At 63.5% G+C, this 14,674-nt stretch carries 6 protein-coding genes; all 6 read right to left on the reverse strand.

The features are described 5' to 3' along the window. Positions 1 to 12 precede the first annotated feature (12 nt). Positions 13 to 2,205 carry a dipeptide ABC transporter ATP-binding protein gene (locus HNQ71_RS23385; protein ID WP_184874996.1) on the reverse strand — a complete coding sequence of 731 codons (2,193 nt, stop codon included), beginning with the start codon at positions 2,203 to 2,205 and terminating at the stop codon, positions 13 to 15. Positions 2,206 to 2,265: 60 nt separating this feature from the next. Beyond that, a complete protein-coding gene (locus HNQ71_RS23390; protein WP_184874997.1) occupies positions 2,266 to 3,423 on the reverse strand; it encodes an ABC transporter permease in 1,158 nt (385 codons plus the stop codon). A gap of 12 nt (positions 3,424 to 3,435) precedes the next feature. Further along, on the reverse strand, positions 3,436 to 4,470 hold the full coding sequence (locus HNQ71_RS23395) for an ABC transporter permease (RefSeq protein WP_184874998.1): 1,035 nt from the start codon (positions 4,468 to 4,470) through the stop codon (positions 3,436 to 3,438). Positions 4,471 to 4,696: 226 nt separating this feature from the next. After that, entirely contained in the window at positions 4,697 to 6,349 is a 1,653-nt protein-coding gene (locus tag HNQ71_RS23400; RefSeq protein ID WP_184874999.1) for an ABC transporter substrate-binding protein, read from the reverse strand. 265 nt (positions 6,350 to 6,614) lie between these two features. Continuing rightward, positions 6,615 to 12,674 (reverse strand): translocation/assembly module TamB domain-containing protein, encoded by a 6,060-nt coding sequence (locus HNQ71_RS23405; RefSeq protein ID WP_184875000.1) that lies wholly within the window; start codon positions 12,672 to 12,674, stop codon positions 6,615 to 6,617. A gap of 3 nt (positions 12,675 to 12,677) precedes the next feature. Further along, on the reverse strand, positions 12,678 to 14,606 hold the full coding sequence (locus HNQ71_RS23410) for an autotransporter assembly complex protein TamA (protein WP_184875001.1): 1,929 nt from the start codon (positions 14,604 to 14,606) through the stop codon (positions 12,678 to 12,680). Positions 14,607 to 14,674: the final 68 nt, after the last annotated feature.

A 14,674-nucleotide genomic window follows, 5' to 3' on the forward strand; every position in this document is an offset into this window, starting at 1 on the left:
CGGCTGCGTCGGTCAGTTCGGCTCCTTGCCGCGTGGAGGCTTGGGTGTGGGCGCCTCCGAAACATGCGGCGCATCTTCCGGCACGCCCTCATGCGCGGCGTGTTCCTTGTCGAACTTGATCACCGGTTCCATCTTGGCCAGCACGTCGTCGGCCAGCCAGCATAGGCTCATATGGCCGTCGCCAAGATGCTTGACCGGCGGCACCTTGGTTTCGCACAAATTGTCCGGCACCAGCTTCTTGTAGCCGCAGCGCGTCTGGAACGGACAGCCTGACGGTGGGTTCATCGCCGAAGGAATGTCACCCTCCAGCACGATGTGCCGCTTCACCACGCTGGTGTCGGCGATCGGGATCGCCGACAGCAGCGCCTCGGTGTAGGGGTGATAGGGCGGCGCGAAGATCTGGTCGGTCGTGCCTTGCTCGACGATATAGCCGAGATACATGACGACGACACGGTCGGCAATGTAGCGCACCACCGACAGATCGTGGCTGATGAACAGCATCGTCGTCTTGTTCTTGCGCTGGATGTCCATCAAGAGTTCGGTCACTGCCGCCTGCACGGACACGTCGAGTGCCGACACCGGCTCGTCGGCCACCACCACCTTGGCGTCGCCGGCAAAGGCGCGCGCCACGCCGATGCGCTGCTTTTGGCCGCCCGAGAGTTGGCGCGGCTTGCGGGTTTCGAACGCCCGCGGCAGCTTCACCAGGTCGAGCAGTTCCAGCATGCGCTTGCGGCGGTCGGCAACCGTCTTGCCGACATTGAATTTCTCCAGGGTGCGGATGATCTGCGAACCGACCGAATGGCTGGGATTGAGCGTGTCGAACGGGTTCTGGAATACCATCTGGATCGACGACACGGTTTCGACACTACGGTTCTCGATACCGGTCGACTGGATTTCCTTGTTACCCAGCGTCACCGTGCCGGCACTTGCCGTCTCCAGCCCAAGCAGCACCTTGGCCAATGTCGACTTTCCGCAGCCGGATTCGCCGACGATGGCGACCGTCTCGGATTCGCGCGCCATGAACGAGATCGTCTCGTTGGCCTTGACGACGCGGCCTTCGCTCGAGCCGAACACCTCGCTGCCGCCGACCTTGTAGTATTTTCTCAGATCCTCGATCTTGAGCACCGGCGCGCCGGGCACGACGCGCTCATTGACCTTCTTGGCGCCGGGCGGCAGCGCTTCCCAATCGATCTCGTTGAAACGCACGCAGCGCGAGAAATGGCCTTCGTGGCCCGCGACCTCGATCATAGGGATTTCGGCGGCGTTGCAGACGCCCTCAACGAAATGGTGGCAGCGCGGGCCGAAATTGCAGCCCTTCGGCCGCTCATGCGGCAGCGGCAATTGCCCCGGGATGGAGATCAGTGGCCGCGAGTTCTTGTCCGCGCCGGGCAGCGGGATCGAGCGGAACAGCCCTTGCGTGTAGGGATGTCGCATGCGGTCGAACACGTCCTTAATCTTGCCGGTCTCCACAGCCTCACCCGAATACATCACCGTGATGCGGTCGCAGGTCTCCAGGATCAGGCCGAGATTGTGCGACACGAAGATCATCGAGGTGCCGAACTTCTCGCCGAGCCCCTTGACCAGATCGACGATGCCCGCCTCCACAGTCACGTCGAGCGCCGTCGTCGGCTCGTCGAGCAGAAGCAGTGCCGGCTTCGACAGCAGCGCCATGGCGATGACGATGCGCTGCTGCTGGCCGCCTGAGAGCTGGTGCGGATAGGAGCGCATCATGCGCTCGGGGTCGGGCAGCTTGACCGAGCGCACCATTTCGAGCGCCCGTTTATAGGCCTCTTCCTTCGACACCTTGTCGTGGATCAGCGGCACTTCCATCAATTGCTGGCCGACCTTCATCGCCGGATTGAGGCTCGCCATCGGCTCCTGGTAGATCATGGCGATCTTGTTGCCGCGGATGGCGCGCAGCTCCTCGTCGGAGAGCTCGCCCATGTCCTTGCCCTGGAACTTGATCTTGCCGCCGACGATCTTCCCGATGTTGGAGAGGTCACGCATGATGCCGAGCGACACGGTCGACTTGCCGCAGCCGGATTCACCAACGATGCCCATCGCCTCGCCCGGCATGACCGTGCAGGAAAAATCCATGACGGCCGGGATCTCGCCCTTGCGGGTGAAGAAGGAGATCGACAGGTTCTCGATCTCGATGATCGGCCCATTGGTCGGCTTGGCGGGATTTCGAACTGCCTCATTCATGGGTCGCTCCAATCCTTGTTTCAGGCCGGCTCTTCGTTCTTGGGGTTGAAGATCCGTCCATTAGTCTTTCATCGATTGTTCGCGCAGCGAGTCGGCCAACAGGTTCAAGCCCAGCACGAACGACATCAGTGCGATCGTCGGCGGCAGCGCCGGATGGATGAAGGAGCGCAACAGCCGGCTGGCGTCCTTGATCGCGGTGCCCCAGTCCGGGCTTTCCGGCGCCAGGCCAAGGCCGAAATAACCGAGCGTGCCGAGCAGGATGGTGGTGTAGCCGATGCGCAGGCAGGCATCGACGATCAGCGGCCCGCGTGCATTGGGCAGGATCTCCCACAGCATGATGTACCAGGGTGATTCACCGCGCGTCTGCGCCGCCGCCACATAGTCGCGCGTCTTGATGTCCATCACCAGGCCGCGCACGATACGGAACACGCCGGGGCTGGAGGCGAACACCACCGCCACGAAGATGTTGAGCTGGTTGGGGTCGATGTGCACGATCTTCAGCGGATCGGCGTCGAACACCAGGCCGGCATAGATCCAGCCACCGACGATCAAGGTGATGCCGAGCAGGATGTAGAGCCGGTCGGGCCGGTTCTTGTAGCGCGTCCAGAACAACACGCTGAAGAAGATGATCGGAAACAGGAAGAACACGCCGGCCATCGCATAGGGGATCGGCGTGTCCATGATGCCCGGCGTCACCAGCAGGTAGAACAGCAGGATCACCGGGAAGGCCAGCACGAGATTGGCCAGGAACGACAGCACGGTGTCGATCTTGCCGCCATAGTAGCCAGCAGGCAGGCCGAGCGTGATGCCGACCATCAGCGCGAAACCCGTCGCGGCAGGCGCGATGATCAGTACGATCTGGCTGCCATAGACCATGCGCGAAAACACATCGCGCGCCAGCTTGTCGCCGCCGAACAGATAGGTCAGCCCCGATTGCGGCTCGATGGCGCCCGGCAGCACGTCCTTCATGATGGGGACCTGAGCCAGCGGATCGAAAGGCGAGATGGTTGCGGCGAAGATCGCCGTGAACAGCCAGAACAGGCAGATGCCGACGCCGACGATGCCGACGCCGCTGTCGAACAACTGGCCGTAGAGCGCCAGCTTCTTCTTATAGGCGAAGCTCGCTCCCATGACGATGAGGAGCGCGATCCAGACCGGCCAGAAGCGCGACAGCACTTCGAGAACGACGGTGAAGGCACTGATGTATTGGACCGGCATCCGCTTCGCTCCCTACTGAACTCTGATACGCGGGTTGAGAAACGCGTAGCCGACATCGGAAATGAGCTGCGTGATCAAGACGATGAACACCGAAACCAGCGAGCAGCCGAGCAGCAGGTCGATGTCGTTGTTGCCGGCCGCTTCGACCAGCGTGTAACCGAAGCCCTGATAGCGGAACATCACCTCGACGATGACGACGCCGGTGAGCAGCCATGGAAACTGCAGCATGATGACGGTGAACGGCGCGATCAGAGCGTTGCGCAACGCATGTTTGACCACCACACTGCCGAAGGAGAGGCCCTTCAATCGGGCGGTACGGATATATTGCTGCGTCATCACCTCGACCATCGAAGCGCGCGTCATGCGGGCGATGTAGCCGATGCCGTAGATCGCCAGCGTCATGACCGGCAAAGTGAAATTATAGAAGGTGATGCCCTGGCTGGCCGAAGCCGCCGAGCCGTTCAGCCAGCCAAGCCATGAGGCGAAGATGACGGTGAAGATGACGCCCGACACATATTCGGGTGTCGCCGTCGAGGCGATCGAGGCCACCGACAGCACGCGGTCGGTTCGCGACCCCTCGCGCATGCCAGCCAGAATGCCGATCAGCAGCGAGATAGGCACCATCACCGCCAGCACGCAGAGCATCAGGGTGCCGGTCGCGCCAAGGGCGGGAAACAGTTTCGAGGCGACGCTAGCCTTGAACTTGGTAGAGCAGCCGAAATCGCCCTCGAGAACGCCAGCGAAGGTCGGCACGACCGGATCGTTACAGAAGGAGAAACGCTGCGCCGGCTTGCCGGTCGCCGGGTCGGTCACCGGCTGCTTGGGCACGACGCCCAGCCACTGTGCATAGCGGACGAAGAAGTTCTGCCGATAGCCATGGTTGACCAGCCAACTCTCGAGCTGCTCGGCAGATGTATGCATTTCGGTTTGGCTAATCGCCAGCTTCTTCAGATTGGGTTCAAGGTTGATCAGGAAGAAGACGATCATGGTCAGGCACAGCATCGTCAATGCCATGGTGCCAAGGCGCCTGATAACGAAAGAAAGCATGGCGGTCCCCTGCCGATGGGTTGGGGTTTGAGCCGGCTATGAAAGCCAACCCTGCCGTGACCGGCGGGGCTGGCTGTCAGGCAGGCCTTTGGATGCGATCAACCTGTTTTTGTTGCATGACCTTGCCTGGGAGTCCGCAACATTTTTTGAGAAGCGCGGACCAACAGGCACCGATGATGCAAAGAGCAAGGGAAAGGGACTGACGCCCCTTTCCCGATCCGTGCGATCAGGCCTGGTCGAGCCAGACCTTGCCGTAGTCGCGCTCGAAGGTCGGATGCATCTTGTAGTTCTGCACCGCCTTGACCGAGTGGCTGTAGAGCTTGCGCCAGTATGGCTGGATCAAGATGCCGGAATCCTGCAGGATCTGCTCGATGTCCTTCATCATTTCCTTGCGCTTGGCGGCGTCGGCAACGGCGAGCGCTGCATTGAGCTTGGCGTCCCAGTCGGGGTTCGACCAGGCCGTCTCGTTCCAGGCCTCGCCTGTGCGATAGCCGATCGCAAGCACCTGGACGCCAAGCGGCCGCATGTTCCAGTTGGTCATCGACAGCGGATACTTGGTCCAATCGTTCCAGAACGTCGAGCCAGGCAGCACGGTGCGCTTCACCTTGAGGCCGGCGTCGCGCATCTGGGCGGCGATCGCATCGCCGGTGTTCTTGTGCCAGTCCTCGTCGACGGTGATCAGCTCGTGCTCGAAGTCGGCCTGGCCTGCCTCCGCCATCAACGCCTTTGCCTTGGCCGGATCGCGGGCGACCTTCGCAAGCTCGTAATATTCCGGGTGAATCTGGCAGACATGGTGGTTTTCGGCAACGGTGCCGGCATTGCCGTAGCCGAGCTGAAGAACGACATTGTTGTCGACCGCGAGCTGCAACGCGTTGCGCACCTTCTGATCGCCATAGGGCTTGTTGTTGACGTTGGTGCGGCAGACGATGGTCGACGCCGTGACGATTTCCGACTTAACCAGGTCCATGCCGTCGAGGATCGACACGTAGTCGGCCGAGGTCTCGAAGTTGGTGTGGACTTCGCCGGCTTCGAAAGCGCTGACCATGGCTGCCGGATCGGTGCCGTAGTCGATGAATTCCAGGCCATCGAGGAACACTTCGCCGTCCCACCACTTGTCGTCGGTGCGGCGCTTGTAGACCACCTTCTGGCCGACATCGTAGGAGACCAGCTCGAACGGGCCGGTGCCGATCGGGCAGGATTTGAAATCGCCGCCCTTCTCATCGAAGCTCTTGTGAACAATGAGACCGGGATAGTCGCACATGTTCGGGATCAGCGCGATGTCAGGCTTGGCGAGCTTCAGCACGACCGTGTGGTCGTCCGGCTTTGTCACGGCGCTTTCGTCGAGCTTGTCGTCCTTCACAAGCGAGCCGAGACGGCCGGGCATGGAATTGCCTTCGGCTTTCTTGTCGGCCCAGCGCTTGAGGTTGAAGATGACGTCATCGGCGGTGAAGGGGTCGCCATTTGACCAGGTGACGCCCTTGCGCACATGCAGCGTGTACTGCGTAGCGTCGTCGTTCACGTCCCAGCTTTCCAAGAGATAGGGGCGGAACGTGTATTCGGATGTGTACTTGACCAGCGGCTCGAGCGCCTGGCGCTCGGCATTGGCGATTTCCGACCAGTCGGCCTTGCGCGGGTCCTTCGGATCCTTGATCCACTGGGCGATCTTCAGCGTGCCGCCCTTCTTGCCTTTTACCTCTTCGGCCTTCGCCGGCGTCGGGTCGGCGAGGCCGAGCAAGCCGTAAGCCATTGCCGTCGACGCGCCGAACACGCTGGCCATGGCCAGGAATTCGCGGCGATCCACCTTGCCTGCCTTGGCGTCTTCGGCCATGGCCAGGATGTGATCGGGAACGCGATCGCCGTTACTCTTATAAATTGTCATGACTTAACTCCCATTGTTGGCTTTCCGCCTTTTAACATTCCGCATCCAGGCCATGATGTCAAAGCCGGTATGGATTGGAACATGTTAGCGAATGTGCAACTTTGGAAAGCGAGCGGTTCGCGTGATAACGACAGTCTTGGCGCAAAATTGCTACTGCCCGACGGATTCCTCTGGAATCTCGATAGTCAAATAAACTGAGACATTTACTCAAGGCCGGACAGCGCCAGCCTGGGGCCAACATGGGGCCAAAAGCCTCGCCGAAATCTCAATATTCCTTCTCGTAGAAGATGCCGCCCTTGGCTTCGCCGGCATCATTGGCCTCGCCGCGCAGTTTGACGCCGCGCCCGACATTGAGGTCGATGGTGGCTTTGCCGGAACCCGGCTTGTCACCTTTCTGGATCGTCACATAGGTGCGGTCGTTCAAATACTTGCCCGCCGAAACTGCGGTACCGCCCTTGTCGTCGGTGGTGACGTCGAGATCGTCGACGCCGATCGCGCTGCGCAGGTTTTCAAGCAGCGACGTCGAGCCACCGACCCCGGCCAGTTGCCCGGCCGCTTCGGCGAGCTGGGCGATCTGCAGCGGCGACAGGTTCGACATCGAGCGCCCGAAGATCAGCTGCGCCAGCACCTCGTCCTCGGGCAGCGCCGGCACCGAGGAGAAGGTGAATTTCGGATTGGTCGCCTCGCCCGACACCACGATGGTGACGGTGGTGCTGCTCGTCGTCGTTGTCGCCGTCAAATTAAGGTAAGGCACCAGCGAGCCGGAAAAGCCGACCGTGCCTTCGGTGAAGGTCAGCCGCTTGCCGAGGATCGACAGCCGCCCGCGCTGCAGCGTGAAGGTGCCGACCGCTTGCGGCGACGATGCCGGGCCGGTCAGCCTGAGCGAGCCGCCGAGTTCGGCATCGACGCCCCTGCCCTGGATGAATATCTGGTTCGGGGCGTTGACCGTGACATCGAGGGCGAGGCCGCTGCCACCGCCACCGCCACCGCCACCGGTCGTCGGCGGGCGCAGCGCCTTGTCCTGTGCCAGCACGGCGCCAGGCGCATTCTTGTGCTTGACGTCGAGTGCCGCCAGCGAGCCTGGCAGCTTGTCCGGAACCGTGATCACCGTCTTGGCGAGATTGATGGTGCCGGCAATCACCGGTGCGGAGGTCAGCGGCCCCTTGATCGTCAGGTCGCCGCCGAGATTGGCTGTCACCACGCGGCCGTCCGTATAGCGGCCGTCGACCAGCTTGATCGACAGATCGGCCGGAAACCCTTGCGCCGGATTGATGCCGACCGTGCCACTGGCCGACAGGCTGCCGCGCGTCGACAGCGTCCCGGTCAGCCGGTTGATCCTGGCAACACCGCCGGCGATCGACACGTCGGCGGCGAGATCGTTGACCGCGAGGCCCGAGCGCGCATCGACGAGGCGGGCGCCGGAGGTGCTGACCGAGCCGCCGATGACAGGCGATGTCGCGGGACCGCGCACCTGCACATTGACATTGGCGGTTCCAGACAGCGACAGCCCCTGCGCGGCGAGTTTCTGGCTGATCAGCCCGAACGGCACGGCGCCATTGAAATCGAGCACCAGCGCCGGCGTGCCTGCCGTTGTCACGGTACCGCCGCCCTTGAGGCCAAGGCCAGCCCCATCGCTGACATTGGCGTTGAAGGTCAGCTTGTTGGCGGCGAAGGTACCGGACGAAGCAACACTCACCGCACCGACACCCGCGCCCCGAGTCTGCGACGTCTGCACACCGGCCGCGTCGATGTTGAAGGCAACAGCGGGGCTCGCCGGAGCACCCGTCACCTTCGCAGTGCCCGAGATCGAACCGGCGGCATCGAGGCCAGGCGAGAAACTGTTGGCAAGTGACATCGGCACCCGCTCCAGCGTCGCGTTGATGTCGAGCGCCGTGCCGACCTTGCCGGTCACCGTCGCCGTACCGCCACCCAGGTTGAGCACGAGCCGGTCCAGCGTCGTCGTGCCATTGGCAATGCTGACGGTCGAGGCTTGGGCGATGGCCGCCTTGATGCCCTTGACCACGGCCTGGCCGGAAGCAAGCTCGATGGTGGTCGTGCCGTTGGCCACTTTCACGCGGCCAGCCGCCTGCGCCGGGATACCCTTGACTGTGGCGCCGCCGGAAAAGCCGGTCCAGTCGCCATCGCGCTTCAAATCCACATTGATGCCGCTAATCACCGTGCCGCCGGAGGTGACGGTGTCGGCGCGGACCTTTCCGGAAATCACCGGAGCCGCGAGATAATTGGCGATGAGCGCATCGACGGAAACGGCCTTTGCCTGGAGATCGCCTCGCGAGATCGACGCCGTCGCCGCCTTGATCGCGGCTTGCGGCGCGGTGCCATTCTTGGAAAAGGCAATGGTGCCGCGCACGTCGCCTTCCGCCTTTTCCAGCGCAAGTGCCGCCAGTGGGCCGATATCGGGCAGGTCGAGTGCGATGGTGCCCACCGGCACGAACTTCTCGTCCAGCGCCAGATCGCCGGAGATCCTGTTCTTGCCGAGCGACAGCAGCAGGCCGTTGATGGCGCTTTTGCCATCCGCCGTCGCCAGCACCGCACTGCCTTGCAGTGCCTGGCCGGCGACATTGCCGGTGAGTTGCACATTCGCCGCCGGGGTGGCGGCATCGGCCTTGCCGGTGGCGGTTAGCTTCAGCCCGGTGATTTCGCGCGCCGCAACGAGCAGCCGGTCGCTGTCGACCGTCAGCGACAGGTCGGGCGCGGTCGCCGGGCCCTGGGCGTTCAACGCAAAGGCTATGGCACCCTTGGCGTCTTTCGAGAGCAGCGAGATGTCGCTCAGCGCGCCCTTGATGTCGGCGGCGACCTTGTTGTCGGCGAGGCTCGCTTGGCCCTGCGCGGTCAGCGCGCCCGAAACCAGCTTCAATCCATCGACATTGACATTGCCCGACGCATCGCGCTTCAGCGCCGCACTCAGTTCCGTGCGTTCGGCAAGCACGCCGCGCACCGCCGCCGGCAGCGCCGCGGAGGCGGCGTCGGCTTTCAAATTGAGCTCGATGGCGCCGTCGGCCAGCGATACCCGGCCACTAAAGTCGCTGATCAGCGCATCGCTCGTCACCGAGCCGCTGTCGATGATGATGGCATCGGCGGCGAGGCTGCCGGCAACCTTGGCCGTGACCTTGCCGGCGATCAGCGGCGCGATGGTTGGGTTGTCGAGGCCGATCCGGTCGGCCGACACCGTGCCGGAGATCGGCCCTGTCCGGGACTTCAGATCGAAAGCATCGGAATGCAGGGCGACAGCGACGCCTTCGAGCTTGGTCAACTTGGTGGCGACCGAGGGCAGCGTCGCCGAAATGTCGAGCCGCGGCCGCATGCCCTGCCCCGCTGCCTTTACCGACAGTGCCTGCAGTTCGAGCTTGATCGGGCTTTCCGCGCTGCCCAGCATCAGCGGCAGGCTGGGTCCCGTCGAGGCGAGGTCGAGGGCGAAATCGCTGGCACCGTTCGGGTTGAGGGTGCCCGCCGCCTTGCCGGAAATCTTGTCGCCGGAGAGCGTCGCATGGTCGAGAGCGACGCCGCCGGCCACGGTGTAGCTGCCGGCCGCATCGACGGCGAGCAACCCGAGCCCGGCCTGGCGGGTCTGGCTGGTTTCGACGCCGGCCAATTGTGCGTTGAACCGAACCTCGGGCATCGACGGCGATCCAGTCACTTGCGCAGTGCCGCCGAGCGTACCCACTGCATCGAGGCCGGGCGAAAAATCATTGGCAAGAGTGGCCGGCAGTGCCGAGAATTGCGCCGCGAGATCGAGCGCCTGGCCGGCGGTGCCGGACAGCGTCACCGAGCCGCCGCCGACATCGAGCGCCAGTCTTTCGATGCTGGTCGTGCCGTTGGCGATGCTCAACGTCGATGGCTGCGCGATCGCGGCCTTGATGCCGCGGACCGTGGCTTCACCCGAAGCGATCTCGATGCTGGTGGTCCCGTCCGCGATCTTGACCCGGCCGGCAGCGGTCGCCGGAATGCCCGATACGGTGGCGCCACCGGTAAAATTGGTCCAGTCGCCGTCGCGCTTCAGGTCGACGCCGATGCCGCCGATTTCCGTGGTTCCCGAGGTGACGCCGTCGGCCTTGATCGAACCGGCGATCGCCGGCGCCTTGAGATAATTGGCGATCAGCGCATTGACGGTGATGGCCTTGGCCGTCACCTCGCCGCGCGCGATCGACGTGCTCTTGGCGTCGATCGAGACCGATGGTGCGTCGCCATCCCTGGCGAAGCGGATAGTGCCGTCGATGTCGCCCGTCACCGCCTGGCCGGCGAGCGCGGCCAATTGGTCGATAGCGGGCGCGGCGAGCGTCAGCGTGCCCAAAGGCATGAATTTGTCATCCAGCGCGAGATCGCCCGAGACCTTGTTGTCGCCCAGCGAAACCAGGAACCCATTGATCGAACGCTTGCCTTCGCTGGTCACCAGCGCTGCCTTGATGTCGAGCGGCTGGTCGTTGACCGAACCGGTTAGCGAGATATTGGCGGCGGGGCTCGCAATGTCGGCCTTGCCGCTTGCCGTCAGCTTTACGCTCTTCACCGTGCGGCCCGAGGCCGTCAGGCTGTCGCTGTCGGCGGAGACCGTGAAGTCCGGCGCCGTCCTGGCGCCGCTTGCCGACAGCGCGAAATTGACGCCGCCGGCAACCGGCACGCCAACCATCGGCGACAGCACCGAAACGTCGCCCAGCTTGCCCTTGATATCGGCCTGGATGTCGGTGCCCTGCGCGCTGGCAGTGCCGCTGGCGCTGAGCGTGCCGGAGGTGAATGAAATCGAGTTGGCGGCGAACGATCCCTGCGGATCGCGCGTCGCCGCAGCCGAGAACTTCACCCGGGCGCCGAGCACCGAGGCGATCTGCGGCGGCAACGCCGTCGCCACGGCATCGGCATTCATCTTGAGCTGCATCGACAGGTCGGCAAGCGCGACCGTGGCGGTCAGCGAGGCGTTGAGCGCGTCGGAGCGCAACGTGCCCTCGTCGATGGCAATGGCATCCTTGCTGACCGACCCGGCCAGATCGACATTGACCTTGCCGGTAACCAAGGGTGCCAGTGTCGCCACGTCGGTTTTGAGGCCGCCCGCCGCTAGCTTGACGGTGACCGGCCCGGCACGATTCTGGATATCGAAGCCGTCCGAATGGATCTGCGCCGCCAGATCGTCCAGCCGCGTGCCGCCGGCGACAATCGAAACGAAGGAGGCGCCGATGTCGATGATCGGCGTCTTGCCGTCGCCGAACGCGCGTGCGGTGGCGTTGTTGATCGCCAGCGTGATCGGCTGCGCCTTGCTGCCGACGCTGATCACCACAGGCGCGCCCTTGGCGGCGAGTTCGACTGCGAGATCGCTGGCACCGGCAGGATCGACGATGCCGGATGCGGTGCCATGCACCGCATCGCTGTCGATGCTGGCGCGGTCGACGGTGACACCGCCGGCCGATGTGGCGGTCCCCGCGACATCGAAGCTGGTCTTGCCGGCGAACAGCGGCTTCAAATTGACCGGCAGGAAGCGCGCGAAATCACCGTCGCCCTTGGCCTCGATGTGATTGCCCTTGTCGGTCAGTTGATGGCGCCCGGTGAGCTGGGTGACGATCTGGCCGTCGACAACGAAGGTCCCGATGCCGCTCCAGTTGGCGAGCGGCCCCGTCCCCGAGACAATGATGTCGACCGGCGGCGCATCAGGCAGATTGAGCAGGTTGGCGATGATGCCGCCCGCCGGCTCCGATGCCTTCAGATCGAGGTCGAGCTTGTTGTCGGCTGGCGCGAAATGGACTTTGGCGTCGACATTGCCTTGCTTGCCGTCATGGCGGGTGACGTTGAGCGTCGTCTCGACCGCCAGCGGCGCGGCGTCGGCCTTGAGCATGCCCTTGGCGGCGAGCTCGGCGATGCCGCTGCCGGCCAGATCCTGGCCGAGCGCGATTTCGGGAAGGTCGATCTGCTTGATGTCAAGCGAGACCGGCAGCGCCGTCGTGCCGCCGCTCTGTACCGGCTGCGTACTGGCGACCGGCAGACGCGCCAGTTCGATGCGCTCGGCCGCGATGCGCTGGGCACTGAAGCTTTTCGACAGCAGCGCCAGCGGCGACCAGTCGACGGCGACCTTGCGCGCCACCAGCCAGGCGCCTTGACGGTCTTCCAGCACGACATGGTCGACGCTGAGCGCACCCGACCAGATGCCGTCGATACCGCTGACGGTGATCTTGCGGTCATCGCTCGAGGCCAGGCGCGAAATGATGCCGGCGAGATTGTCGCGTCCGCGCTCGGTCTTGGTCAGCACCACCAGCGCGCCGATCGCCCCGGCGACAGCGATGAGCAGCGTGTAGAGGACAATGCGAAGGATGCGCCTGAATATCTTCATCGCTCAGAACGCCTGCCCGATGCCGGCATAGATGCCGAAATGCGGATCGTCTGGGTCGCGATTGAGCGGCACCGCCGCGTCGATGCGCAGCGGCCCGAATGGCGTGACATAGCGCAGGCCGACACCAGCGCCGACCTTGACGTCGGAGAAATTGGGCACCGATTTGGTCGACACCGTGCCGGCATCGACAAACGGCACGATGCCGATCGTATCGGTGATGGCGATGCGCATTTCGACCGAGGTCTCGAAGAAGGACAGACCGCCGATCGGCTGGCCGGTGAAATCCTTGGGACCGATGCCCTGGTAGGCATAGCCGCGCACCGAACCGCCGCCGCCGGAATAGAAGCGCCGGTCGGCTGGTACATTTTCAAGGCTGGTGCCGACGATCGAGCCGACGGCGACACGCTCGGCCAACACGAACTTCGAAGCCGAATCCAGGGACTGATAGGCCGAACCCTCGCCCTTCAGCTTGAGGAATGCCGCACCGCTCAGAATGTCATAGCTCGGCTCGGCATAGGCCAGGATCCGGAAGCCGCCGGTCGGGTTCAGACGGTTGTCACGGTTATCGTAGACATATTGCAGCGGAATGCTGGCGATCAGATATTTGTGCTTGCCGAAAGCATCGTGGATACGCGAATAGTCGAGCGACACTTCCGCCGAAACCGTCTGCTTCTTGGTGAGTTCGTAGGACAGGCCGGTGCTGCCCTTGACCGAGAAATGGTCATAGGCGTCCGGATGCTCGAGCACGGTCTTGAACCTGGCGAAGAACTTTGACGCCGGCCCGATCACGCCCGGTTTTTCGAACATGATTCCGGCATTGTAGTTGAGCTCGCTGAGGTCGTTGCTGCCAATACCGCTGATGGCCCCGTCGATGCGCAGCTTTTCGGCCCGGCCAAACAGGTTGCGATGGCCCCAATAACCTTCCAGGCCGAGGCCCTCGGTGTTAGAGAAGGTGCCGCCGACACCGAAAAAGCGTGGCTTGCGCTCGCTGACCTGGACGCCGATCGGAATGTTGCCGTCGGCATCGAGCTTGTCGGCTTCCTTGAACGTCACGCTGTTGAACACCTCGAGCGCCAGCAACCGGTCGCGCGCATCGCTGATCTCGTCGGGCGAATATTGCCGGCCGCGCTTGAGGCCGGTCATGTATTCGGTGAAGTCGCGATCGACCTTCTCGGTGCCTTCCACCGTGGTGTCGCCATAGCCGGCGACCGGCCCGGCGGCGACCGTCAGCGTCACGTCGAGCGTCGAGGTAGCATGGTCGGCGACGATCTGGCGGTCAGTCACCTTGGCCAGCGGCCTGCCCTCCTGCTTCAGCGCCCGCACGATCAGCGCTTCGGCCTTGAGCACAGCGCCGGATCCGGCGTCACCGCCGGCGATCAGGCCATAATCGGCGCTCATCAAGCCCGCCGCGTCACCCTCCAACCGGATATTGCCGAGAGTGAATTTCGGCCCGCTGGCGATATCGATGACCACCGGGACCGGCTGCGGGCCCTTGAATTCGGCATCGGGCGGCAAATCGTCGAGCGGCTTGCCGTCGATGGTGATGGTGACGACACCTTCATAGCGGGCATCGGCATAGAGCGCCGCGACCAGCTGTTCACGGTCGCTACGCGCCTTCGCCATCAGCCCGAGCGAGCCGGAAACCGGACGCTCCTCGTCACTTTTCAGGGCCGAGGCATTTTCGAGCTTCTTGACGAGATCCTTGTCGGCATCGGGCGCGGAAATGGTGACGGCATAGCGCAGGGGGTCGACGATGTCGGCGTCCTCGTCCTTCGACGATCCCCACAGCTTGATGCCGAAAAGCTCGAACGCAGCAGCATCTCCGGCCTCGGCGACAAGCGCGGTTGAGCAGATCATGACCAAAAGCAGGGCGCGCGAAAGCACACGCCCTGGCGCGGTACCTCCTGACATCTGCTCTTCATGCGCCGGCATTAAGACAACCTAGAATGAAAACCTAAAATTGGAATGAAGTTCTGAAGCGCTCGTAAAGGGGCCACAAT

The sequence above is a fragment of the Mesorhizobium sangaii genome (assembly GCF_014207355.1).
Classification (GTDB): Bacteria; Pseudomonadota; Alphaproteobacteria; order Rhizobiales; family Rhizobiaceae; genus Mesorhizobium; species Mesorhizobium sangaii.

Coding starts and splice junctions, on each gene's coding strand:
- HNQ71_RS23390 (WP_184874997.1), bottom strand. CDS start 3,423: ATGCCGGTCCAATACATCAGTGCCTTCACCGTCGTTCTCGAAGTGCTG.
- HNQ71_RS23385 (WP_184874996.1), bottom strand. CDS start 2,205: ATGAATGAGGCAGTTCGAAATCCCGCCAAGCCGACCAATGGGCCGATC.
- HNQ71_RS23400 (WP_184874999.1), bottom strand. CDS start 6,349: ATGACAATTTATAAGAGTAACGGCGATCGCGTTCCCGATCACATCCTG.
- HNQ71_RS23405 (WP_184875000.1), bottom strand. CDS start 12,674: ATGAAGATATTCAGGCGCATCCTTCGCATTGTCCTCTACACGCTGCTC.
- HNQ71_RS23395 (WP_184874998.1), bottom strand. CDS start 4,470: ATGCTTTCTTTCGTTATCAGGCGCCTTGGCACCATGGCATTGACGATG.
- HNQ71_RS23410 (WP_184875001.1), bottom strand. CDS start 14,606: ATGCCGGCGCATGAAGAGCAGATGTCAGGAGGTACCGCGCCAGGGCGT.